The organism is Caballeronia sp. PC1 (assembly GCF_021353155.1).
Classification (GTDB): Bacteria; Pseudomonadota; Gammaproteobacteria; order Burkholderiales; family Burkholderiaceae; genus Caballeronia; species Caballeronia cordobensis.
The window spans coordinates 1,302,753-1,327,127 of sequence record NZ_JAJUBH010000001.1 but is presented as its reverse complement, the minus strand read 5'-3'; the positions used below and the strand labels follow the sequence as shown (position 1 = coordinate 1,327,127).

The following is a 24,375-nucleotide window of genomic DNA, read 5'->3' as shown; positions in this document are numbered from 1 at the left end:
GAAAATGAGTGCAGTCATTCTGGCGCTGGCGTTCGTCGTGTGCGGCGCCGAACTGGGGAGTGCGGCCAGTGCGGCGACGCCGAAGGACATGTTCGTCATGGCGACGCTGCTCGACGAGTTCACATCGCTCGACCCCGGCGAAATCTACGAACTGGTGCCGGAGGAATACGTCGCCAACACGTATGACCGGCTGGTGCGCGTCGATCTGAAAGACCCGTCGAAATTCAATGGCGATGTCGCCGAGTCCTGGACCGTCAGCCCGGATGGCCTCACGTTCACGTTCAAGATCCGCCCGGGGCTCAAGTTCCACTCGGGCAACGCGCTCACGGCCGACGACGTCGCGTGGTCGATCCAGCGCACCGCCTTGCTCGACAAGGGCGCGGCGGCCGTGCTCGCGGGCATTGGCTTGACCAAGGCGAACGCCGCGCAGAATGTGAAGAAAATCGACGATACGACCGTCTCCGTGACGACGGATCGTCGCTATGCGCCGACCTTCGTGCTGAACGTGCTCGGCTCGTGGCCGGCGTCGGTGGTGGATCGCAAGCTCGTGGAATCGCACGCCAGGGGCAACGATTACGGCAACGAGTGGCTGAAGACCAACGAGGCCGGCTCGGGCGCGTACAAGCTCGTCAAGTGGACCGCGAACGACAGCATCGTGCTGCAGCGCTTCGACGGCTACCGCATGCCGCTCGCGATGAAGCGCATCGTGCTGCGTCACGTGACGGAAGCGGCGAGCCAGCGGCTGATGATCCAGAACGGCGATATCGACGTCGCACGCGATCTCTCGCCCGACGATCTCGACACGCTCTCGAAGTCGGGCGTCATCAAGGCGACGGCCATTCCGCAGGCGACGCTCATGTATCTCGGCCTGAACAACAAGAACCCGAATCTCGCGAAGCCGGAAGTCTGGGAAGCGATGAAGTGGCTGATCGACTATCAGGGCATTCAGAAGAACGTGATCCGTACCACCTACAAGGTGCACGAAACGTTCTTGCCCGAAGGCTTTCTCGGCGCGCTCAACGAAAATCCGTATCACCAGGACGTGGCGAAGGCGAAGGCGCTGCTCGCGAAAGCGGGACTGGCCAACGGCTTCACCGTGAAGATGGACGTGCGCAACGACTATCCGTACAGCGAGATCGCGCAGGCCGTGCAGGCGAACCTCGCGCTCGCGGGCATCAAGGTGCAACTGATGCCGAGCGACAACAAGCAGACCCTCGGACGCTATCGCGCGCGGGCGCATGACATTTACATCGGCGAGTGGTCGGCGGATTACATCGATCCGCACAGCAACGCGCAGGGTTTCGTATGGAACCCGGATAACTCGGATGCGTCGAGCTACAAGATGCTCGCGTGGCGTAACGCGTGGGACATTCCGCAACTGACGAAGGAAACCAACGCGGCGCTCGCGGAAAGCGACACGAAGAAGCGCGCGCAACTCTACGAGAAGATGCAGCGCGAAGTGCTTGCCAGGTCGCCGTTCGTCATCATGTTCCAGAAGGTGTCGCAGGTGGCGGCGCGTCCCGGCGTGACCGGTCTCGAAGTCGGGCCGATCAACGATCTCGTGTCGTATCGCAACCTCAAGAAGCAGTGAGCACGCTTGCGCCTTCCGACCGCGCGAGCGCCGCGAAGGGGCGCGTGCTGCTCGCGCTTGCCCGCTGGATCGCGATGCTCGCCATCACGTTCACGGGGCTGCTTGCGATCACGTTTTTCATCGGCCGCAAGATTCCGATCGATCCGGTGCTCGCGATTCTCGGCGACCGCGCATCGGCAAGCGCGTACGCGGCCGCGCGGCTGCGGCTCGGCCTTGACAAGCCGCTCATCGATCAATTTCTGATCTACGCGCGCGACGTGCTGCACGGCAATCTCGGCATTTCGCTTCTGACGGCAAATCCGGTCATCGACGATATCAGACGCGTCTTTCCCGCGACGCTCGAACTCGCGACGCTCTCGACGTTCATCGGCGTGGCGATCGGCGTGCCGCTCGGCGTGGCGGCGGCGGTGAAGCACAATCGCATCGTCGATCACATCGCGCGCGTGATCGGGCTCGCGGGCAGCTCCGTGCCGGTGTTCTGGCTCGCGCTGATGGGTCTTCTGCTGTTCTACGCGCGGCTGCATTGGGTCTCGGGGCCGGGGCGCATCGATCCGATGTACGACGGCATGGTCGACACGCGCACGGGCAGCCTGCTGATCGATTCGCTCATCGCCGGCGAATGGGATGTCTTCAGGAACGCGTTCTCGCATATCGCGCTGCCGGCGAGCGTGCTCGCGTTTTATTCGATCGCATATCTGTCGCGCATGACGCGCTCGTTCATGCTCGAACAGTTGAGCCAGGAATACGTGACGACCGCGCGCGCGAAGGGCCTGCCCGAGCGCCGCGTGATCTGGCGGCACGCATTCGGCAACATCGCGGTGCCGCTCTTGACGGTGATCGCGCTCGCGTACAGCTATCTGCTCGAAGGCTCGGTGTTGACCGAGATCGTGTTCGCGTGGCCGGGCATCGGCTCGTACCTGACGGGCGCGCTGCTGAACGCCGACATGAACGCGGTGCTCGGCAGCACGCTCGTGATCGGCGCGACGTTCATCGCGCTGAACCTTCTCACCGATGCGCTGTATCGCGTCTTCGATCCACGGGCCCGCTGACATGGAGGACCTTGCGCAGATGAAACCGGCGCGAACGAACTGGCGCGCGTGGCTGCTCACCGATACGCCCGCGTCGCCGCGCCAGGCCGCGCTCGGCCGCGCGTACCGGCGCTGGCGGCGGTTCTCGTCGAATCCGCTCAGCATGCTCGGGCTTGCGATTCTGCTGTTGCTCGTGGTGGTCGCGGCCATCGGTCCGATGGTGGTCGCGCGGGACCCGCTGCAACAGGTGCTCGCCGAACGGCTGACGGCGCCGAACGCCGCGCACTGGTTCGGCACCGATCAGCTCGGCCGCGATATCTTCTCGCGGCTCGTGCATGGCTCGCGCCTCACGCTGGCGATCGCGCTGCTGGTCGTCGTGCTGGTCGTGCCGGTCGGGCTGCTGATGGGCACGGTGGCCGGTTATTGCGGCGGTTTCGTCGATACGGTGCTGATGCGCGTGACCGATGTCGCGCTGGCGTTTCCGAAAATCGTGCTCGCGCTCGCGTTCGCGGCGGCGCTCGGTCCCGGCGTGCTCAATGCGGTGATCGCGCTGTCGATCACCGCATGGCCGCCCTATGCGCGGCTCGCGCGCGCGGAATCGCTGCGGCTCGCGCAGGCCGACTACATTCACGTGGCGCGTCTGCAAGGCGCGTCGCCGCTGCGCATTCTGTTGCGCTATATCGTGCCGCTGTGCTCGTCGTCGGTGATCGTGCGCGCGACGCTCGACATGGCCGGCATTATTCTCGCCGTCGCGGGCCTCGGCTTTCTCGGGCTGGGCGCGCAGCCGCCGAGCCCGGAATGGGGCTACATGGTCGCGGCGGGCCGCAACGTGCTGCTCGACGCCTGGTGGGTCGCGACGATCCCCGGTCTCGCGATCCTCGCGGTGAGTCTCGCGTTCAACCTGCTCGGCGACGGTCTGCGCGACGTCTTCGATCCGCGTCATGGGGGCTGACATGCCGCAGCCGCTCGCGCAAATCGAAGGGCTCGACGTCGCGTTCGCCGGTCACGACGGCGTGCTCATGCCGGCCGTGCGCGGCGTGTCGCTGACGGTGCGGCCGGGCGAGCGGCTCGGCATCGTCGGGGAATCGGGTTCGGGCAAGTCGTTGACGGGGCGGGCGCTGCTCGGACTGTTGCCGCCGGAAGCGAAGTGGTCGGCGAAGTCGCTGCGTTTCGAAGGGCACGACCTGCTCGCGATGCGCCCGAAAGAGCGCCGCCGCCTGTGCGGCACGCGCATGAGCATGATCCTGCAAGACCCGAAGTATTCACTGAACCCCGTGATGACCGTGGCGCAGCAGATGCGCGAGACGTTCGTGCGGCAAGGCGTGAAGGAGGGCAGGCGCGCGTTGCGCGAGCGCATCGTGGCGGCGCTGGACGCCGTGCATATCCGCGATGCGGCGCGCGTCGCGGATGCGTATCCGCACGAGTTGTCCGGCGGCATGGGCCAGCGCGTGATGATCGCGATGATGGTCTCGGCCGGCCCGCGGCTGCTCATCGCCGATGAACCCACGAGCGCGCTCGACGTCCTCGTGTCGATGCAGGTGCTCGCCGTGCTCGACGAGATGATCGAGCGCCATGGCACGGGGCTCGTGTTCATCAGCCACGATCTGCCGCTCGTGATGTCCTTCTGCGATCGCGTCGCGGTGATGTACGGCGGCCGCGTGGTCGAAACGTGCGCTGCGCGCGATCTCGCGCACGCGACGCATCCGTACACGCGCGGGCTGCTCGCGGCGAATCCGCCGCTCGCCAATCCGCCCGACGAACTGCCGACCCTGCGCCGCGATCCCGCGTGGCTCACCGAATCCTACGAACGATGATCGATCTCGACCACGCGCGCATTCGCTTCAAGACGAAGACCGGCCACGTCGATGCCGTGCGGGATGTTTCCTTGCGCGTGGAAGAGGGCGAGGTGTTCGGGCTCGTCGGCGAATCGGGCAGCGGGAAGTCGACCGTGCTGCGCGCGCTCGCCGGGCTCACGCCGCTGCACGGCGGCAGCCTTCGCATCGGTTCGCGGCGCGGCAGGCACGATGTGCAGATGGTGTTTCAGGACCCGTACGGCGCGTTGCATCCGCGTTTTACCGTCGATAAAACGTTGCGCGAGCCGCTCGCGATCAACGGCATCGGCGATCAGGACGCGCGCATTCTCGCGGCGCTCGCCGAAGTCGGCCTCGGCGCGGCGTTCCGGTTTCGTTATCCGCATCAGCTTTCGGGCGGGCAGCGCCAGCGCGTGTCGATCGCGCGCGCGTTGATCGTCGAGCCGCGCGTGCTGCTGCTCGACGAGCCGACTTCCGCGCTCGATGTCTCGGTGCAGGCGGAAATCCTGAACCTGTTGCGGCGGCTGCATCGCGAGCGCGGGCTGACGATGATTCTCGTGAGTCACAACCTCGCGGTGATCGGCTTTCTCTGCCAGCGCGTCGCGGTCATGCGCAATGGTGAAATCGTCGAGCAACTCAGCGTGGACGCGGTGCGCTCGCGCGACGTCGCCCACGAGTACACGCGGCGGCTTCTGCTCGCGACCGAAGGCTACACGCGCGGCGGCGATGGAACGCGGCTCGAAAGCGAACAGGGAGCCTAGTCATCGTACAAGCACAGTTGTTGCGGCCAGGTCAACGAATGTTGCGAAAACGACGCATAAGCGTGCCAATAAGACCGGTATACACCGGCGCGCCGCGAACCCGCGGTTCTTGAGCGAAAACGTTGCGTTAGGCGCTGATAGAATAGGCGCTGGATTGTCGAGACGTGCCGAACAACGCCCGAGCGTGAGTTTCCGGATGCCTTCCGACTTCGAGCTAACCAACGGAAATCGTGACAGACCGCGCCCGTACGCGGGTGAAAGCCGGTCGTAATCCCCGATGAAATTGCTAGATGCTTTAGTCGAACAGCGGATCAATGAAGCCGCTGCGCGTGGCGAGTTCCATAACCTGCCGGGCGCGGGCGCTCCGCTTCACTTCGACGACGACGTCCTCGTGCCCGAGGAAGTGCGTGTCGCCAATCGAATCCTCAAGAACGCGGGTTTCGTCCCGCCTGCCGTGGAGCAACTGCGCGCGCTGCGCGGTCTTCAGGAAGAGTTCGATCGCGTGACGGACCCCACCGCGCGCTGCCAGTTGCAGGCCAAGATGCTCGCGCTCGATATGGCGCTCGAATCGCTGCGGGGCGGCGGTTGCGTGCCGCACGAGTATCGCCGGCGTATCGCCGAGCGGCTCTCGGAGCGCGCGCAGTCCCGCGTGGCGCTGGAAATGAAGTGATCGGGATGTTGCCCGGCGCTTCGCCCGATCCGCTCTCCACCGCCGATTCCTCCATCGAGCGCGACCGCCGCTTCATGGCGCTCGCGCAACGCGCCGCCGAAGAAGCCCGCCGTGCCGGCGAAGTGCCGGTGGGCGCGGTGATTGTCCTCGGCGACGAAATTATCGCGACGGGCTTCAATCATCCGATCCGCGGGCACGATCCTTCCGCGCATGCCGAAATGGCCGCGCTGCGCGCCGCCGCGCAAAAACTCGAGAATTACCGGTTGCCGGGCTGCGAGCTCTATGTGACGCTGGAGCCGTGCCTGATGTGCGCGGGCGCGATCATGCATGCGCGCATTGCGCGCGTCGTCTATGGCGCGGCGGACCCGAAAACGGGCGCGTGCGGCAGTGTCGTCGACATGTTCGCGAACGGGCAGCTCAATCATCACACCACGGTGACAGGCGGCGTGCTCGCCGACGAGTGCGCACACGCGCTCAAGAATTTCTTCGCGGAACGCCGCCGTCTCGCGCGCGATGAGCGTGATGCGCGCCGCGCGCGGGAAGCCGGGCGCAGCGCCGCCGCCGATTCCTCCGATCACGCCGATCACACAACGAATCCAACGACAACATCGTGAAATCACGCACCATCGACCTCGTCGCGCCGTCTGGCTATCCGCACGATCCGGCGGCCGTAGACCGCGGCATCGGGCGATTGCGCCGGGAAGGGCATCGCCTCGAAAACGTCGACGCGACGCGGCGGCGCTTCCAGCGCTTCGGCGGCACCGACGCCGAGCGCGCAGCCGACCTCAATCGCCTGGCCGACCCTTCGCGTTCGCTGCCGGATATCGTGCTGGCGGTGCGCGGCGGTTACGGCGCGTCGCGCATCCTGCACGGCCTGGACTACCTGGGCCTGCGCAGGCTCGCGGATCAGCCGGTCGCGATCGTCGGACACAGCGATTTCACGGCGATTCAGTGCGCGCTCTATGCGCATGCGGGCGTGAAGAGCTTCGGCGGGCCGATGTTCGCGGGCGATTTTGGCGCGGAAGAAGTGAGTTCCTTCACGATGCGGCATTTCTGGAACGCGATCTCCCATTCGAGCTTCACGGTCACGAGCAACGCGCCGCAGCGCCAGACGGTCGATGTGACCGGCATGCTGTGGGGCGGTAATCTCGCGATTCTGACCTCGCTCGTCGGCACGCCGTATCTTCCGCCGGTCGAGGGCGGGATTCTGTATATCGAGGATGTGAACGAGCATCCGTTTCGGATCGAACGGATGATCTATCAACTGCATCAGTCGGGCGTGCTCGGCCGCCAGCAGGCGATCGTGATGGGCGAATTTTCGGGCGGACGCCTCTCGGACTACGACAACGGCTATTCGCTCGACGCGATGATCGAGCAAGTTCGCAACGTGACCGGCATCCCGATCGTGACGGGCTTGCAGTTCGGTCACGTCGAGAATCTGCTGACCTTGCCTTTCGGCGCGACGGCGCATCTCGTATCGACGGAGCGGGGGTTCACGCTGAAGCTGTCCGACTATCCGCATCTGGCTTGACACGCATGAGACGGGCGCTCGACGAGCGCCTTATTTTGCCTCTTAATTCGCAACTAACCGTCTTTGCTTACCTTCACCGCAACTTCGCGACATGCCAGCCGGTCCTCTAAATTGTCGACAAAAAAGTGGCGGCAATGCTGACAAAAATGAGGGAAATTCCCGTAGAGGCTTATAGACACTGGCGATGCCGCCTGCGCGACCTCCACGAACCGCACCAAAATCGCCAAATTCGAAAATGAATTGTTGACAATCTTTATGTCGATTCTAAGATGCTTAACATGCAAGCGAGCACATCATGTCCGACACCAAGCGTAGTGCTGCATCGAATGCTTCAGATCCCGCTCCGAACGGCGCGAATGCCGAGTCGATCGCCGAGAATATCCGCGCCGCGATCCTCGAACATCGTCTCGCTCCGGGCGCGAAGCTGACCGAAGCGCAATTGTGCGAAGTGTTCGCCGTGAAGCGCGGAACCGTCCGCCAGGCGCTCGCGCAGCTGGCGAACGAACGGCTCGTCGATCTGGAGCCGAATCGCGGCGCGTTCGTCGCGAGCCCGTCGCTGCAGGAAGTGCACGAAGTGTTCGAAATGCGCCGCATCATCGAACTGGCGGTGGTGCAGCGGATCGCGCAGGGCCACGGCATGCGCCGGCTCAAGTCGATCAGCTCGACGATCGGCAAAGAGCGCCGCGCGTTCGAAAGCCAGGACTTTTCGTCGTGGATCAGGCTGTCAGGCGAATTTCACACCGAGCTCGCATCGCTCACGGGCAATACGGTGCTGTGCGAGTGCCTGTCGGGGCTCGTCGCGCGTTCGACGCTGATCTCGGCGCTGTATGAATCGCTCGGCAAGAGCTCGTGCTCCTTCGAGGACCACGAACAGATTCTCGCCGCGCTCGATGCCGGCGATGCCGCGCACGCCACCGACCTCATGGCGCAACATCTGCGCGATGTCGAGTTGAAGATGCTGGAGCGGCCGGCGCGCGGCGCGGTCGATCTGAAGGAAGTATTCGCAAGGCCGCCCGAGCGCGAAAGAGCGCTCGACGCGTAGCAGCAGAGACACGGCGAAGCGCAGACTTCGCCATCGAAAGAATCAAGCAGGACTAAATGAATGGAGGCCGTGCCTCGCGCCTTGCGCCGGGCGCGTGGAGAGTCGCACGCGGCGAACATCCGCGGCGTGCGCAGCATCGAACAGGACGCTCAGCCGAGCGTGCAATGAAATCCGCCGCGGGGCGGGCGTCGAGCCAGGGCTCGCGCGCTCTTTGCCTTACGCCCCGCTGCGAAAACGCAAATCCGAAGAATGCCGCGCCGATTCGACAGGTCGGCTAAGGCATCGATGGACGCTTGTCACGCAAGCCTTTGCTTTTTTTCATTACGCAAGCCTATGAAGGAGACGTCATGGCCCAGTTCAGTGCTTCCGGCAATTCAGCCCTGCCGCAATATCAAGAGCAGACAGAGGATCATGATCCCAGTCTGCCCGCCGGTTACAGCGACCGCCTCTATAACGAGGATCTTGCCCCGCTGAAGAATCAGACCTGGGGCGCCTACAACATCTTCGCGTTCTGGATGTCCGACGTGCACAGCGTCGGCGGCTACGTGTTCGCCGGCAGCCTGTTCGCGCTCGGCCTGACGAGCTGGCAGGTGCTCGTGTCGCTGTTGATCGGCATCGGGCTCGTGAATGTGCTGTGCAATCTGATCGCCAAGCCGAGTCAGGTTGCGGGTGTGCCATATCCCGTCGCGTGCCGCGCCACCTTCGGCGTGCTCGGCGCGAACATTCCCGCAGTGATTCGCGGGCTCATCGCGGTGGCGTGGTACGGCATCCAGACGTATCTGGCGTCGAGCGCGCTCGTCATCGTCGTGCTGAAGTTCGTGCCGTCGCTGATGCCCTATGCCGATGTCCACAAGTACGGCTTCGTCGGGCTCTCGGCGCTCGGCTGGGCGGGCTTCATGCTGCTCTGGGTGCTGCAGGCCGTGGTGTTCTGGCGCGGCATGGAGATGATCAAGAAGTTCATCGACTTCGCCGGCCCCGCCGTGTATGTCGTGATGTTCATTCTCGCCGGCTACATGGTGTGGCGCGCGGGCCTCGGGAACATCGGCCTGAATCTCGGCGGCGTGAAGTATCACGGCATGGAAGTGATTCCGGTGATGATCACCGCGATCTCGCTGGTCGTGTCGTACTTCTCCGGTCCGATGCTCAACTTCGGCGACTTCTCGCGCTACGGCAAGAGCTTTCGCAGCGTGAAGCGCGGCAATTTCTGGGGCCTGCCGGTCAACTTCCTGGCCTTCTCGCTCGTGACCGTCATCACCACCGCGGCGACGCTGCCGGTGTTCGGCCAATTGATCACCGATCCGGTGGAGACGGTTGGCCGCATCGATCATCCGTCTGCGGTGATTCTCGGCGCGCTGACCTTCACGATCGCGACCATCGGCATCAATATCGTCGCGAACTTCGTGTCGCCGGCCTTCGACTTCTCGAACGTCGCGCCGAAGCTCATCAGCTGGCGCATGGGCGGGATGATGGCGGCGGTCGCGTCGATCTTCATCACGCCGTGGAATCTCTTCAACAACCCGGCCGTGATCCACTACACGCTCGATATTCTCGGCAGCTTCATCGGACCGTTGTATGGCGTGCTGATTCTCGACTTCTATCTCGTGAAGCGCGGCAAGCTCTCCGTCGACGATCTCTACACGGTGTCCGAGACGGGCAAGTACTGGTACACGAAGGGCGTGAACCGCCGCGCGGTGATGGCGCTCGTGCCGGCCGCCGTGCTCGCGACGCTCTGCGTGATGGTGCCGTCGCTGGAAGGCGCCGCGAACTTCTCGTGGTTCATCGGTGCGGGGCTGGGCGCGGTGTTCTATTACTTCCTCGCCGCCCGCAAGCAGCAGCATTAAAGGAGCATGGCAATGCGCATCAAACTGATCAATCCGAACACCACGCAGCGCATGACCGATGCGATGGGCCGCTGCGCGCGGGAAGTCGCCGCGCCCGGCACGGAGATCGTCGCCGTGAGCCCGACGATGGGCCCGCCGTCCATCGAAGGCTATTACGACGAAGCGGTCGCGTCGCTCGGCCTGCTGGCGGAAGTGCAGGCCGGAGAAAAGCAGGGTTTCGACGGCTACGTGATCGCCTGCTTCGGCGATCCGGCCCTCTACGCCGCCCGCGAACTGGCGCGCGGACCGGTGATCGGCATCGCGGAAGCGGCGATGCACGCGGCGAGCGTCATCGCGCCGGGCTTTTCGGTCGTGACGACCTTGCAGCGCACCTGCGGCATGGCATGGCATCTGGCGGAGCGTTACGGCATGACGCGCTTTTGCAAGAACGTCCGCGCGACCGACGTCCCCGTGCTGGAGCTGGACGAGCCGGGTTCGCCCGCGCGCCAGACGATCATCGACGAATGCCGGCGCGCTCTCGACGAGGACGGCTCGGACGCCATCGTGCTCGGCTGCGCGGGCATGGCCGAGTTCTGCCGCGAGGTGGAAGACGCGATCGGCGCGCCGGTGGTGGAGGGCGTGACGGCGGCGGTGAAGTGGGCGGAGGCGCTCATCGCGCTCAAGCTGCACACGGCGAAACGCGGCGATTTTGCCCGACCGCTGGCGAAACGGTACGACGGCGTCCTGTCGGATTTCAGCCCCCGCTGATGGCGTTTGCGCCCGGGCACATACACCTGACGTGACCCGCATTATCTGCCCTGATGTATGGGCGCGTCAGGGCCTTTTCGCTACACTGAATCGTCGACAATCCGTCCCCACCCGTCCTATCCAAGCCATGTCACTCGATCCGAACTACCCACGCGACCTGATCGGCTACGGCCGCCATCCCGTGCAGGCGAACTGGCCGGGACGCGCGCGCGTCGCCGTGCAATTCGTGCTCAATTACGAAGAAGGCGGTGAAAACTGCGTCCTGCACGGCGATCCGGGCTCGGAGCAGTTTCTGTCGGAGATCGTGGGCGCGGCGGCGTATCCGTCGCGTCACATGAGCATGGAATCGATCTACGAATACGGCTCGCGCGCGGGCGTGTGGCGCATCCTGCGCGAATTCGAGAAGCGCGGCCTGCCGATGACGATTTTCGGCGTCGGCATGGCGATCGAGCGGCATCCGGAAGTGGCGAAGGCTTTTGTCGAACTCGGCCACGAGATCGCGTGTCATGGCTACCGCTGGATTCACTATCAGGACATGTCGCCGGAACGCGAGGCGGAGCACATGCGCCTCGGCATGGAAGCGATCGAACGCGTGACGGGCGTGCGGCCGCTCGGCTGGTACACCGGGCGCGACAGTCCGAACACGCATCGGCTGGTCGCGGAATACGGCGGCTTTCTCTACGACTCGGACAATTATGGCGACGATCTGCCGTTCTGGACCGAAGTCGAAGTGACGGGCGGCGCGAAGCAGCCGCATCTGATCGTGCCGTACACGCTCGACACGAACGACATGCGCTTCGCGACGCCGCAAGGTTTCAACACGGGCGAGCACTTCTTCACGTATCTGAAAGACGCGTTCGACGTGCTCTACGAAGAAGGCGACGAAGCGCCGAAGATGCTGTCCATCGGCATGCACTGCCGCCTGCTCGGACGCCCCGGGCGCTTGCGCGGACTGCAGAAGTTCCTCGATCACATCGAGAAGCACGATCGCGTGTGGGTGACGCGGCGTATCGACATCGCGCGTCACTGGCGCGAGCAACATCCTTTCGAAAAAGCTCATAACGGGACGGCGGCATGAAGGCGATGCATTACACACTCGACCAACTCAACTCCATGCCCGCCGACACGTTCGTGACGGTGCTGGCCGGCATCTTCGAACATTCGCCGTGGGTGCCCGAAGCCGCGGCGGCGCAGCGTCCGTTCGGCGATATCGGCGCGCTGCACACGGCGATGTCGAAGATCGTCGAAACCGCCGGCGAAGAGAAGCAGCTCGCGCTCATCAACGCGCACCCGGAACTCGCGGGCAAGGCGGCGGTGCGTGGCGAACTGACGGCCGAATCGACGCGCGAGCAGAGCGGCGCGGGCCTGAACCTCTGCACCCAGCAAGAGTTCGACAGATTGCAGGCGCTGAACAAGGCGTACCGCGACAAGTTCGGCTTTCCCTTCATTCTCGCCGTGCGGGGCTACGACCGCCACGGCATCATCGCGAACTTCGAAAAGCGCGTGAATCACGACCGCGCCGAAGAGCTTCGCACGAGTCTCGATCAGATTTACCGGATCGCGCGCTTCAGGCTGGACGACCTGATCCAGCACTGAGCGCGGCACGATCCGCTTTCACCGCAACCGAAACCCCAAGGACGAAGACAATGGCAATTCCGACACTCGATCCCAACGCGCCCGAATTCACGCGCCGCTATGTGAACCTCGCGGACCCGCGTCTGGGCGCGCAGGCACTGGAGGCGAGCGACGATTTCTTCGCGCCGAAGGAACGCATGCTGAACCCCGAGCCGGCGGTGTTCATTCCCGGCAAGTTCGACGATCACGGCAAGTGGATGGACGGCTGGGAAACCCGCCGCAAGCGCACGACGGGCTATGACTGGTGCGTCGTCAAGCTGGCGCGGCCGGGCGTGATCAAGGGCATCGATATCGATACGAGCCACTTCACCGGCAACTTCCCGCCGGCGGCGTCGATCGAGGGCGCGCATGTCGTCGAAGGCGCGCCGAATCAGTCGACGCAATGGACCGAGATCGTCCCGTCGACGACGCTGCAGGGCAACAGCCATCACTACCTCGATATCACGGCCGAGCAGCCGTTCACGCATCTGCGCGTGAATGTCTATCCGGATGGCGGCATCGCGCGTCTGCGTGTGTATGGCCAGCCGCAACTCGACTGGCGCAATGCGGATCGCAGCCAGCTCGTCGATCTCGGCGCGATGGAAAACGGCGCCTATCTCGTCGGCACGAACAACCAGCACTTCGGACTTGCCTCGACGCTGCTCATGCCGGGCCGCGGCGTGAACATGGGCGACGGCTGGGAAACGCGCCGCCGCCGCGAGCCGGGCAACGACTGGTGCATCGTCGCGCTGGCGCAGCCGGGCGTCATCAAGAAAGTCGAAGTGGATACGGCGCACTTCAAGGGCAACTATCCGGACCGCTGCTCGCTGCAGGCGGCGTATGTCACGGGCGGCACGGACAGCTCGCTCGTTACGCAGGCGATGTTCTGGCCCGTGCTCCTCGGCGAACAGAAGCTGCAGATGGACAAGCAGCATTTCTTCGAGTCGGAGCTCGCGGCGCTCGGTCCCGTGACGCATGTGCGCTTCAACATCTATCCCGACGGCGGCGTGTCGCGTCTTCGTCTCTTCGGCACGCTTGCATAATGAAAAAACTCGCTATCGAACCGTTGACGCGCGCTGCGTTCGAGCCTTATGGCGATGTCATCGAACTCGATGGCGCGAAGCAGATTCCGATCAACCTCGGCACCACGATCCGTTTTCACGATCTGTGCGATGTCGACGTCGAAGAGCAGGGCGGTCACACGCTCGTGAATCTCTTTCGCGGACAGCCGCGCGCGCTGCCGTTCGAGTGCAGGATGATGGAACGGCATCCGCTCGGCAGCCAGGCGTTCATTCCGCTCGACGACCGGCCGTATCTCGTGGTCGTCGCGCCCGCGGGCGATCTCGACGAATCGAAGATCCGCGCGTTCGTCACGAGCGGCTGGCAGGGCGTGAACTATGCGCGAGGCGTGTGGCACCATCCGCTGCTCTCGCTCGGCAAGGTGAGCGATTTCGTCGTGGTCGACCGGGGCGGCGGTGAAGGGCACAACCTCAACGAGCAGGATCTGAAAGAATCGCTCTGGCTGACCGAGGACGCGATGCGCTGATTCTTTCGGCTCGCGTGGTTTGATTGAAGGACCGGTGATCTCGCCGGTCCTTTTTTTTCGTCCCGCGCGGCGCCGACGTCAAACATCCGGAGCGGCTAAGATGGACGCCTCATTCCGATGCGCACATGAAGAGGTCCGACCGCATGATCGATTTACGCAGCGATACCGTTACCCGTCCCAGTCAGCCGATGCTCGCCGCGATGTCGGCAGCACCTGTCGGCGACGACGTCTGGGGCGACGATCCCACTGTGCTCGCACTCCAGGCCACGCTCGCCAGCCGCACGGGCAAGGAAGCGGGCCTGTTCTTCCCGAGCGGCACGCAGAGCAATCTCGCCGCGTTGATGGCGCATTGCGCGCGCGGCGACGAATACATCGTCGGGCAGTCGGCGCACACGTACAAATACGAAGGCGGCGGGGCCGCGGTGCTCGGCAGCATTCAGCCGCAGCCGATCGAAAACGCGCCCGACGGATCGTTGCCGCTCGACAAGATCGCAGCCGCGATCAAGCCGATCGACAACCACTTCGCGCGCACGAAGCTGCTCGCGCTGGAGAACACGATCGGCGGCAAGGTGCTGTCTGCCGATTATGTCGCGAAGGCGACGCAGCTCGCGCGCGATCGCGGTCTGTCGACGCATCTCGACGGGGCGCGCGTGTTCAATGCGGCGGTGGCGTCGGACAAACCGGTCGCGGATCTGTGCGCGCCGTTCGATACCGTGTCGATCTGCTTTTCGAAGGGGATGGGCGCGCCGGTGGGCTCGGTGCTGGTCGGGCCGAAAGCGTTGATCGACGCCGCGAGCCGCTGGCGCAAGGTGCTGGGCGGCGGCATGCGTCAGTCGGGCCTGCTCGCGGCGGCGTGTCTGTATGCGCTGGACAATCACGTCGATGGGCTCGCAGAGGATCACGCGAACGCCGCGCATCTCGCGGCCGGTCTTGCGCAAATCGAGCCACTCCGTATCGACTCGCACGCGACGAACATGGTCTTTGCGCAGATTCCCGAGGCGCATTGCGCGCCGCTCGAAGCTTTTCTGAAGGAGCGGGGCATCCTGACGCAGATGCTCTACGCGTCGCGCTTCGTCACGCATCGGGATGTGTCGCGGGAAGACATCGACACGGTGATCCGCGCAGTGAAAGACTACTTCACGCGTTGAAAATGAAAAAGCCGCGCTTCGAACCGAAGCGCGGCTTTTGCTCAACCGAACCTTATTCCACCGCGCCGCCGGCGAACCACGCCGCGACCTTCTGGCGCTCCGCATCCGTCATTTGCGTCACGTTGCCAAGCGGCATTGCTTTGAGCGTCACCGCCTGCTGGTGCACGCGCTGCGCGTTCTGCTTGATCTCGGCGGGCGTATCCAGCAACACGCCGGAGGGCGCGCTGCCCATCATCGTCGGATGCGCGGAGTGGCACGTCGCGCAGCGCTGCTGGATGATCGGCTGAATGTCGGCGACCTTGATCGTCGGCGCGCCAGCGGCTTGCGCGACCGGCACCGTGGGCGCGGGCATCGTCCAGGCGAACGCGCCGAGCACCAGCACGAGACCTGCGACCGGCATGTACCACAACACCTGGCCGCGGTGGCGCATCACGAAGAACTGGCGAATCAGCGCGCCCGCCAGCATGATGAGCACGAGGAGCACCCAGTTGTACTTGTGCGTGTAGGTCATCGCGTAGTGGTTCGACAGCATCGCGAACACCACCGGCAGCGTGAAATACGTGTTGTGCACCGATCGCTGCTTGCCGCGCTTGCCGTAGATCGCGTTCGGCGTCTCGCCCTTGAGCATCGCGGCGACCATCTTGCGCTGGCCCGGAATGATGACGAAGAACACGTTCGCCGACATGATCGTCGCGATCATCGCGCCGGTGATCAGATACGCGGCGCGGCCGGCGAACACGTGACACGCGATCCACGCGGCGACCAGCACATAGATGCCCACGCAAATGCCGAGCAGCTTGTCGTTGGTGCCGAGCAGGCGGCACAGCGAGTCGTAGACGATCCAGCCGGCCATCAGAAAGCCGAGCGCGGCGGATACGGCGACGACCGGGCCCATGTCGAGCACGTTCTTGTCGATGAGATAGGTGCTCGGCGACATCAGATACAGCACCAAGAAGAGGCCGAAGCCCGACATCCACGTGGTGTACGACGGCCAGAACGACCAGTGCAGATGCTCGGGCATGTCGGACGGCGCGACCGAATACTTCTGCATGTGATAGAAGCCGCCGCCGTGGACGTGCCAGAAGTCGCCGAACACGCCGCGCCGGCGCGCGTTCGGATCCGTGGGCGGTTTCAAACTGTTGTCGAGCGCGACGAAGTAGAACGATTCGCCGATCCATGCGATCGCGACGATGACGTGCAGACAGCGCAATACGAGATTGAGCCAGTCGGTGACAAAGCCTTCCATGTACTCCTCCACTACCGATTTATGTGCTTGTGGGGTCCAAGCTGTGTTTTGTCTTTCGCTTTTGGCTTAGCTTCCGCGATACGTGCTGTACGCCCACGGCGACACGAGCAGCGGCACGTGATAGTGCGCGCCCGAATCCGCAATGCCGAAGCGCAGCACGACGCGATCGACGAAGCGCGGCTCGGGCACTTTCACGCCGAGCGTTGCGAAGTAATCGCCCGCATGGAACACGAGTTCGTATTCGCCGGTTTCGAGATCGGCGCCTTCGAGCAGCGGCGCATCGGCGCGGCCGTCGTCGTTCGTGTGGATGGTCTTGATCGCGCGGCGGGCGTCGCCGTTGAGCGCGAACAGCTCGACTTTGAGATGCGCGCCCGGGCGGCCGTGCGCGGTGTCGAGGACGTGGGTAGTGAGCTTGCCCATTCGCAGTTTCCTTGAGTTGTGCGAGTTCCGGCGTTGCGCATCGATCCGAAATTCGGCACCTGGCTTTCATCGGTGCGTCAGCGGCGGATCGAGGCTCCACGTCAGTGGCTACATACCCGTCGGCGTTTCAGATGCGCGCCGTGTACAGCATTGTAGAAATTTGAGACGCGCTGTGCGCCCGCGATAGGAAAGATAATGCCCAACGCATGACAGCGGCGCGTAAGCCTTGGGATGCGGCTTTCCCCAGGGGCGCTTTTGCCGATGCTACGCGCGTCAAAAATCGCGAATATATGGCTGGCGTGAAGACGACTATGACGCCTGGTTGATTGCGTCCCGTTTTTTGACCGCGGACAGTGGCCATGCGCGCGAAATCGATGGATTTTCGCGGCGTCCCGAAGACGGCGGCAGACGCTGGGTAACCGGGGCTTTTCACCGGTTCTCAATCATCTGGAGGCATTTTCCGATGCAACGCAGTCTTCTGGTCAAGAACGCCCACATGCTCGTCACGATGGACGAGCAGCGCCGCGAGATCGCCGATGGCGGTCTCTATATCGAAGGCAACCGCATCGTCGCGGCGGGTCCGACGAGCGAACTTCCGCCCACGGCCGACGAGGTGCTCGACATGCGCGGCCATCTCGTGATTCCGGGCCTCGTCAACACGCACCATCACATGTATCAGAGCCTGACGCGCGCGGTTCCCGCCGCGCAGAACGCCGAGCTCTTCGGCTGGCTGACGAATCTGTACAAGATCTGGGCGCATCTGACGCCGGACATGATCGCCGTCTCGACTCAGACCGCGATGGCCGAACTGTTGCTGTCCGGCTGCACGACGTCGAGCGACCATCTTTATATCTATCCGAACGGCAGCCGGCTCGACGACAGCATCGCGGCGGCGCGCGAGATCGGCATGCGTTTTCACGCGGCGCGCGGCAGCATGAGCGTCGGGCAGAAGGACGGAGGCTTGCCGCCCGATTCGGTCGTCGAAAAGGAGGACGCGATCCTGAAGGATTCGCAGCGTCTGATCGAGACGTACCACGACGAAGGCCGCTACGCGATGCTGCGTGTGGTCGTCGCGCCGTGCTCGCCGTTTTCGGTGAGCCGCGAGTTGATGCGCGATGCGGCGGTGCTCGCGCGCGAGTACGGCGTGTCGTTGCACACGCATCTGGCCGAGAACGTGAACGATGTCGCGTATAGCCGCGAGAAATTCGGCATGACGCCGGCGGAATATGCCGAAGATCTCGGCTGGGTCGGCCATGACGTGTGGCATGCGCACTGCGTGCAGCTCGACAAACCGGGCATCGAACTGTTCGCGCGCACGGGCACGGGCGTGGCGCACTGTCCGTGCTCGAACATGCGGCTCGCGTCGGGCATTGCGCCGATTCGCGCGATGCGCGATGCGGGCGTGCCGGTTGGCATCGGCGTGGATGGATCGGCATCGAACGACGGTGCGCAGATGGTGGCCGAAGTGCGGCAGGCGCTGTTGCTGCAGCGCGTGGGCTTCGGGCCGGACGCGATGACCGCGCGCGAGGCGCTCGAGATTGCGACGCTCGGCGGCGCCAGGGTGCTCAATCGCGATGACATCGGGGCGTTGGCGCCGGGTATGGCGGCGGATTTTGTGTCTTTCGATTTGTCGCAGGCGTCGTTTGCCGGGGCGTTGCATGATCCGGTTGCTGCGCTGGTGTTTTGTGCGCCTTCGACGGTGTCGACTAGTGTGATCGACGGGAAGATTGTGGTGAGGGATGGGAGGTTGACTACGGTCGATCTTGGGGCAGTCGTGGAGAGGCACAATCGCTTTGCGCGGGAGTTGGTTGAGGTTTTGTGAGGGTTTTTGCTTTGGGTTTTCGTGGATTGCCTGATTTCGTGTCGGTCTATTGGCACTGCCCCTGTGCGGGGCGGCACCTACTTTCTTTGCTGCTGCAAAGAAAGTAGGCAAAGAAAGCAGCTTTCCCCAGCCTAAGCACTTCACGCCGGCAGCGGCACAGGCGATTGGGTGAATGGAACCCAGAGTAGCGAGTGTTCCCGTTGCCGCGCCGGGCGTGGATCGCGCACGGTCTGACGAGCCAGCACCTTAAGGGCGCTGGTTCAGCACGAAATAGCTCCGGCACAGCGCTACGCGCTGCCGCGGGGTTTGCAAAGGAAACCAGTGGGACACGAATGCGCTCGCGTACCCGATCGACCCATCGGCCGCGAAGCGGGCCGGAACTTGAAATGGCTGTACCGGTTTGTTAAGCGGCGCGATGTGACGGACCGTGCGCGATCCAAGCCCGATGGGTCCTTTGGGGGCGACACTTAGGCGAGTGCCGCCTAGGAGGAGAAGAGTGGCCAACGTGCGTGTGACCGCGGGCGGTGAGAAAGCTGCTTTCTTTGGTGACTTTCTTTGCAGCAGCAAAGAAAGTTACCCCCGCCCCGGGGAGGGGCAGCGCCAATAGACCAACACGAAAACAGGTTCCACGACGAAAAAGCTCAAGGCTGATCGATCAACGACCGGGTCGCCTCAGCAACAAGCCCCCGCAACCATCGCACCTCATCCGAATAATGACACCGCTCATGCCACAACTGGTAATACTGCATAGGTGGAAAATCGAGCGGCGCGGGCACCACCGCGAGCGGCAGGAACCGCGCATAGTGATCGGCAAACAACCGCGTCGTCGTGAACACAAGATCCGACTTGATCAACACATAAGGCGCGAGATTGAAGTACGGCAGCGTAACGACGACATGACGCTTCAACCGCTCACGCGCGAGATGCACGTCGATCGCGCCACGCTGGCCGACCGAATAAGGCGTCGGCGCAAGATGCGGCGCGTTCAGGTATTGATCGAGCGTCAGCCCGCCACGCTTCGCAAAAGGATGCGTGTTGCTGACGAGACACACGATCTTGTCGACGAACAGGTTCGAAAGATGCAACTGCTCAGGCGGCTCCGGCCAGTTGCCCACGACGATGTCGAGCTTGCCGTCCTCCAGCGCGAGCTCGTAGTCGAACGCGGGACCGAGCGAATGAAATTCGAGCGTCGCGTTGGGCGCGGCCTGCCGGAATCGTTCGACGACGGTCGGCACGAACAGCACGTTCAGATAATCGGGACAGCCGATGCGATAGCACCGGACCGACGTGGAAGGATCGAAGTTGTGCTGCTGAACCTTGATGCGCTCGATCTCGCGCAGCGCGTTCTGCGTCGGTTCCAGAAGGCGCAGGCCATATTCGGTCGGCACCATGCCGGATTTGCCGCGCACGAGGAGCGGATCGCCGGTGATGTCGCGCAGCCGGCGCAAGGCGGCGCTGATGGCGGGTTGCGACTGATTGAGCTTGACGGCCGCGCGCGTCACGCTGCGTTCCATCAGAAGGGTATGCAAGACGCGCAATAAGTACGTATCGATCGCCTCGCGTTGCTGACTCATGTTATCTCCACTATATGTTCTGGCTGATCGACGCAGGGGTGCGACATATCATTTTTAGTATGACGCGAAAATTTCGTCAAGGTGTGAGTTACCCGCAAATAGTGGCTTAACGCCGTACAACACCTAATTTTGAGTTATCGACTTCGAGTCTCGAATTCTGTAAATTCTGCCCGCGATATGAGTTCGTGCGACATAACGGTGTCTCAGGCTCCTGAGCGGTAACTTTTTCCAGCCCGGCCTGCTCGGTGGCCGGGCGCATTTCTGGATCTCAATGGGCGACGCCATCCTCACGTCGACGACGCCACCGCGCCTGGCGTTGTCCGGCATCAGCAAGCAGTATCCGTCCGTCAAGGCGAACGACGGCGTGAATCTCGTCGTCATGCCGGGCGAAATCCACGCCGTGCTCGGCGAAAACGGCGCGGGCAAATCCACGCTGATGAAGATCATCTACGGCGCGGTGCGGCCCGACGAAGGCGAGATCCGCTGGCAGGGCGAAGCCGTGGAAATCGGCAGTCCGGCGGCGGCGCGCAAGCTCGGCATCGGCATGGTGTTCCAGCACTTCTCGCTGTTCGAGACGTTGACGGTGGGCGAGAACATCGCGCTCGCGCTCGACGATAAATTCGACATGAAAGCGCTCGGCAAACGCATCCGGGAGGTGTCGAAGGACTACGGGCTCGATGTCGATCCGCAGCGTCACGTACACAGCCTCACGGTCGGCGAGCGCCAGCGCGTGGAGATCGTGCGGTGTCTGTTGCAGAACCCGCGGCTGCTCATCATGGACGAGCCCACTTCCGTGCTCACGCCGCAGGCCGTTCAGAAGCTCTTCAAGGTGCTGCGCCGGCTCGCGTCGGAGGGCTGCAGCATTCTCTATATCAGCCACAAGCTCGACGAAATTCAGTCGCTCTGCGAGAACGCCACCGTGATGCGCGGCGGACGCGTGACCGGCAACGTCGATCCGCGCCGCGAAACGCAGGCGTCGCTCGCGCAGCTGATGGTCGGCCATTCGCTGCCCGACTACACGCGGCGCGAGCACCGGCCGGGCGACGTGCGCCTTGCAGTGAAAAATCTGTCGGTCGCGAGCCCCGATCCGTTCGGCACCTCGCTCGACAACGTCTCGTTCGCCGTGCACGCGGGCGAGATTTTCGGCATCGCGGGCGTGTCGGGGAACGGTCAGGCGGAGCTGCTCGCGGCGCTGTCGGGCGAGATCCGCGACAAGCACGTTGCCGCCGATGCCGTGTCGATCTGCGGCAAGCCCGCGGCGCGTCTCAGCGCGGGCGGCCGGCGGCGCCGAGGCTTCGCGTTCGTGCCCGAGGAACGGCTGGGCCGTGGCGCGGTGCCCGCGATGTCGCTCGCCGACAACGGCCTGCTCACCGCGCATCGCGAAAATCTGGTGCGCGGCGGCTGGATCAGGGCGAACGCGGTGAAGGCGTTCGCGCAGCGCTGCATCGAGTCGTTCGACGTGCGCTGCGGCGGCAGCCACGCGCTCGCGCAAAGCCTGTCGGGCGGCAATCTGCAGAAGTTCATCGTCGGGCGCGAGATTCTCCAGGAGCCGAAAGTGCTCGTCGTCGCGCAGCCGACCTGGGGCGTCGATGTCGGCGCGGCGGGCTTCATCCGTCAGCAGTTGCTCGATCTGTCGGCGCGCGGCGTCGCGATCCTCGTCATTTCCGAAGAGCTCGAAGAACTGTTCGATATCTGCGACCGGCTCGCCGTGATCGCGCGCGGCAAGCTCTCGCCGGTGCGCAAGACGAGCGAAACCAACGCGGAGGAAGTCGGCCTCTTCATGGCCGGTCTCTTCGACGGCAAGGCCGCGCCCACAGCCGAACCCGACTCACTTCTCAAGCATTAAGCCGATGACCTTTCCCTATCGACTCGAAGCGCGCCCGACGCCCTCGCGCGTCATGCAGCTTGCCGTGCCGGTGGTCGCCGCCGTGGCGACGCTCGTCATCGGCTTTCTGATTTTCAGTCTCGTCGGGCAGGACCCGCTGCGCGCGATGCACGCGTTCTTCATCGAGCCGCTCGCCAGCGTCAACGGCTGGTCCGAGCTCGTGCTCAAGGCGTCGCCGCTGTGCCTGATCGCGCTCGGGCTCGCGGTGGGCTATCGGGCGAACGTGTGGAACATCGGCGCGGAAGGGCAGATGCTGCTCGGCGGCATCGTCGCGGGCGGCATCGCGATTCATGCCGGCGACGCCTCCGGCTGGTGGACGCTGCCGCTCATGATGGCGGGCGGCGTCGTCGGCGGCATGCTGTGGGCGGCGATTCCCGCGCTGCTCAAGAGCCGCTTCAACACGAACGAAATCCTGACGAGCCTGATGCTCACCTACGTCGCGACGCAATTGCTGATCTATCTCGTGAGCGGCCCGTGGCGCGACCCCGAAGGCATGAACTTCCCGATCTCGGCGATGTTCGGCGACGACGCCTTGTTCCCGCGCCTCTACGGCGACTGGCACTGGGCCTGGCTCAAGGGCACGCGCATCAACGCGTCGGTGTTTCTGACGGCGATCGCGATTCCGCTCGTGTGGCTCTTCATGCGCAAGAGCTTCGCGGGCTTCCGGATGAACGTCGGCGGTCTTGCACCGCTCGCCGCGCGCTACGCCGGTTTCTCCGACAAGAAGACGATCTGGACCTCGCTGCTGCTCTCAGGCGGTCTCGCGGGGCTCGCCGGCATGGGCGAAGTCGCCGGGCCGATCGGCCAGCTTCAGGCGGGCTGGTCGCCGGGATATGGCTTCACCGCGATCATCGTCGTGTTCGTCGGGCGGCTGCATCCGGTGGGCATCGTGCTCGCCAGCTTGCTGATGGCGCTGCTTTATCTCGGCGGCGAAGCGGTGCAGACGTCGCTGCAACTGCCGCAAGCGCTCGCGGGCGTGTTTCAGGGCTTGCTGCTCTTCTGTCTGCTCGGCTGCGATCTCTTCGTGAATTACCGCGTCAGGCGCAGGACGAGCGCGCATCACGCCGCATAAGAGGGAGGAACATGGATATCAATCAAGCCAGCAATCTCGCGTCGAGCGCCGTGGTCGCCGCCATCCCGCTGATGTACGCCGGCGCGGGCGAGCTCGTCGCGGAGAAGTCGGGCGTGCTCAATCTCGGCGTCGAAGGCATGATGCTGATGGGCGCCGTCACCGGTTACGCGGTCACGGCGATCACGGGCAGCCCGTGGCTCGGCATCGTCGCGTCGGTGTTCGCCGGGCTCGCGATGGCGCTGCTCTTCGGCTTTCTCACCATCACGATGCTCGCCAATCAGGTCGCAACAGGCCTTTCGCTGACGATCTTCGGCATCGGCTTCTCGGCGTATATCGGCAAGCCGTACACCTCGGCCGCGGTGCGCTCGACCATCGACGCGATGCCGATTCCCGGCCTCGCATCGATCCCCGTGCTCGGCCCTGCGGTGTTCTCGCTGACGCCGCTCGGCTATCTCGCGTTCGTCATGTTCGCGGCGATCGGCTGGTTTCTCTACAAGACACGCGCGGGGCTCGTGCTGCGTTCGGTCGGCGAATCGCCATCGGTGGCGCATTCGGTGGGGTTTCCGGTCGTCGGCGTGCGCTATGGCGCGACGCTTTTCGGCGGCGCGATGGCGGGCATCGCGGGCGGCTATTACTCGATCGTCTATCTGCACGTCTGGCAGGAGCAACTGACTTCGGGGCGCGGCTGGATCGCGCTCGCGCTCGTCGTGTTCGCGACGTGGCGGCCCGGGCGGCTCCTGATCGGCGCGCTGCTCTTCGGCGCGGTGATGGCGCTGCAGTTCTACGCGCAAGCCGTCGGCGTGCCGGTGCCCACGCAATTCCTCGCGATGCTGCCGTATCTCGCCACCATCGTCGTGCTCGTGGTCATCTCGCGCAATCCGAACACGATCAAGCTCAACGCGCCGGCCTCGCTCGGCAAGCCGTTTTTCGCGGCGAGCTAGCGACAGCCGTTGCGGGCGCGCCGCAACGCGGTTTCGTCCGTTTTTTTGGCCGACCACACTCGGACATCGCATTCCCGTTTCAAAC

Annotated in this window: 23 protein-coding genes; 20 read left to right on the top strand and 3 right to left on the bottom strand. The window is 64.1% G+C overall.

What is annotated here, in order from left to right; all coding sequences use genetic code 11:
• Positions 1-4 precede the first annotated feature (4 nt).
• From LY284_RS06360 to ltaE, 16 genes are all read left to right on the top strand, one after another.
• Positions 5-1,591: an ABC transporter substrate-binding protein gene (locus LY284_RS06360; protein WP_081478174.1), complete on the top strand. Its 1,587-nt coding sequence runs from the start codon at positions 5-7 to the stop codon at positions 1,589-1,591.
• 74 nt (positions 1,592-1,665) lie between these two features.
• Positions 1,666-2,640, top strand: coding sequence for an ABC transporter permease (locus LY284_RS06355; RefSeq protein WP_085952630.1), 975 nt, complete (start codon positions 1,666-1,668; stop codon positions 2,638-2,640).
• 19 nt (positions 2,641-2,659) lie between these two features.
• On the top strand, positions 2,660-3,571 hold the full coding sequence (gene nikC, locus LY284_RS06350; RefSeq protein ID WP_014191157.1) for a nickel transporter permease: 912 nt from the start codon (positions 2,660-2,662) through the stop codon (positions 3,569-3,571).
• 1 nt (position 3,572) lies between these two features.
• Positions 3,573-4,433 carry an ABC transporter ATP-binding protein gene (locus tag LY284_RS06345; RefSeq protein WP_050878270.1) on the top strand — a complete coding sequence of 287 codons (861 nt, stop codon included), beginning with the start codon at positions 3,573-3,575 and terminating at the stop codon, positions 4,431-4,433.
• Entirely contained in the window at positions 4,430-5,191 is a 762-nt protein-coding gene (locus LY284_RS06340; protein ID WP_014191159.1) for an ABC transporter ATP-binding protein, read from the top strand. The genes LY284_RS06345 and LY284_RS06340 overlap by 4 nt, the downstream gene beginning before the upstream one ends.
• 277 nt (positions 5,192-5,468) lie before the next feature.
• A complete protein-coding gene (locus tag LY284_RS06335) occupies positions 5,469-5,861 on the top strand; it encodes a DUF1992 domain-containing protein (protein WP_014191160.1) in 393 nt (130 codons plus the stop codon).
• Positions 5,862-5,866: 5 nt separating this feature from the next.
• On the top strand, positions 5,867-6,475 hold the full coding sequence (tadA, locus tag LY284_RS06330; protein ID WP_014191161.1) for a tRNA adenosine(34) deaminase TadA: 609 nt from the start codon (positions 5,867-5,869) through the stop codon (positions 6,473-6,475).
• Entirely contained in the window at positions 6,469-7,392 is a 924-nt protein-coding gene (gene ldcA, locus LY284_RS06325; protein WP_014191162.1) for a muramoyltetrapeptide carboxypeptidase, read from the top strand. The genes tadA and ldcA overlap by 7 nt, the downstream gene beginning before the upstream one ends.
• 295 nt (positions 7,393-7,687) lie before the next feature.
• Positions 7,688-8,434 (top strand): GntR family transcriptional regulator, encoded by a 747-nt coding sequence (locus LY284_RS06320; RefSeq protein WP_014191163.1) that lies wholly within the window; start codon positions 7,688-7,690, stop codon positions 8,432-8,434.
• 347 nt (positions 8,435-8,781) lie between these two features.
• Positions 8,782-10,275 carry an NCS1 family nucleobase:cation symporter-1 gene (locus LY284_RS06315; protein WP_014191164.1) on the top strand — a complete coding sequence of 498 codons (1,494 nt, stop codon included), beginning with the start codon at positions 8,782-8,784 and terminating at the stop codon, positions 10,273-10,275.
• A 12-nt stretch (positions 10,276-10,287) separates the two neighbouring features.
• Complete coding sequence (locus LY284_RS06310) at positions 10,288-11,022, top strand: aspartate/glutamate racemase family protein (protein WP_014191165.1); 735 nt, start codon at positions 10,288-10,290, stop codon at positions 11,020-11,022.
• 127 nt (positions 11,023-11,149) lie between these two features.
• The gene (puuE, locus tag LY284_RS06305; RefSeq protein WP_014191166.1) at positions 11,150-12,100 is read left to right on the top strand and encodes an allantoinase PuuE; all 951 of its coding nucleotides are present in this window, start codon (positions 11,150-11,152) and stop codon (positions 12,098-12,100) included.
• Entirely contained in the window at positions 12,097-12,618 is a 522-nt protein-coding gene (gene uraD / locus LY284_RS06300; protein WP_014191167.1) for a 2-oxo-4-hydroxy-4-carboxy-5-ureidoimidazoline decarboxylase, read from the top strand. The genes puuE and uraD overlap by 4 nt, the downstream gene beginning before the upstream one ends.
• Positions 12,619-12,668: 50 nt before the next feature.
• A complete protein-coding gene (gene alc, locus LY284_RS06295; protein WP_014191168.1) occupies positions 12,669-13,679 on the top strand; it encodes an allantoicase in 1,011 nt (336 codons plus the stop codon).
• The gene (locus LY284_RS06290; RefSeq protein WP_014191169.1) at positions 13,679-14,182 is read left to right on the top strand and encodes an ureidoglycolate lyase; all 504 of its coding nucleotides are present in this window, start codon (positions 13,679-13,681) and stop codon (positions 14,180-14,182) included. Before alc ends, LY284_RS06290 begins: the two co-directional genes overlap by 1 nt.
• 143 nt (positions 14,183-14,325) lie before the next feature.
• Positions 14,326-15,330 (top strand): low-specificity L-threonine aldolase, encoded by a 1,005-nt coding sequence (gene ltaE, locus LY284_RS06285; protein ID WP_014191170.1) that lies wholly within the window; start codon positions 14,326-14,328, stop codon positions 15,328-15,330.
• A gap of 52 nt (positions 15,331-15,382) precedes the next feature.
• On the opposite strand, the gene LY284_RS06280 is transcribed toward ltaE, so the two are convergent.
• Both LY284_RS06280 and uraH read right to left on the bottom strand, forming a co-directional pair.
• Entirely contained in the window at positions 15,383-16,576 is a 1,194-nt protein-coding gene (locus LY284_RS06280; protein ID WP_014191171.1) for a urate hydroxylase PuuD, read from the bottom strand.
• A 66-nt stretch (positions 16,577-16,642) separates the two neighbouring features.
• Positions 16,643-16,996, bottom strand: coding sequence for a hydroxyisourate hydrolase (gene uraH, locus LY284_RS06275; protein WP_041730323.1), 354 nt, complete (start codon positions 16,994-16,996; stop codon positions 16,643-16,645).
• A 463-nt stretch (positions 16,997-17,459) separates the two neighbouring features.
• Here uraH and LY284_RS06270 point away from each other — a divergent pair, with 463 nt between their 5' ends.
• Positions 17,460-18,818 (top strand): 8-oxoguanine deaminase, encoded by a 1,359-nt coding sequence (locus LY284_RS06270; RefSeq protein ID WP_014191173.1) that lies wholly within the window; start codon positions 17,460-17,462, stop codon positions 18,816-18,818.
• A gap of 641 nt (positions 18,819-19,459) precedes the next feature.
• On the opposite strand, the gene LY284_RS06265 is transcribed toward LY284_RS06270, so the two are convergent.
• Positions 19,460-20,392: a LysR substrate-binding domain-containing protein gene (locus LY284_RS06265; protein ID WP_008349998.1), complete on the bottom strand. Its 933-nt coding sequence runs from the start codon at positions 20,390-20,392 to the stop codon at positions 19,460-19,462.
• A 271-nt stretch (positions 20,393-20,663) separates the two neighbouring features.
• On the opposite strand from LY284_RS06265, the gene LY284_RS06260 reads away from it, so the two are divergent.
• The 3 genes from LY284_RS06260 to LY284_RS06250 are packed head-to-tail and all read left to right on the top strand — an operon-like array spanning position 20,664 to position 24,290.
• The gene (locus tag LY284_RS06260; RefSeq protein ID WP_014191174.1) at positions 20,664-22,238 is read left to right on the top strand and encodes an ABC transporter ATP-binding protein; all 1,575 of its coding nucleotides are present in this window, start codon (positions 20,664-20,666) and stop codon (positions 22,236-22,238) included.
• Positions 22,239-22,242: 4 nt separating this feature from the next.
• Positions 22,243-23,349 carry an ABC transporter permease gene (locus LY284_RS06255; protein WP_014191175.1) on the top strand — a complete coding sequence of 369 codons (1,107 nt, stop codon included), beginning with the start codon at positions 22,243-22,245 and terminating at the stop codon, positions 23,347-23,349.
• An 11-nt stretch (positions 23,350-23,360) separates the two neighbouring features.
• Complete coding sequence (locus LY284_RS06250; protein ID WP_014191176.1) at positions 23,361-24,290, top strand: ABC transporter permease; 930 nt, start codon at positions 23,361-23,363, stop codon at positions 24,288-24,290.
• Positions 24,291-24,375 lie beyond the last annotated feature (85 nt).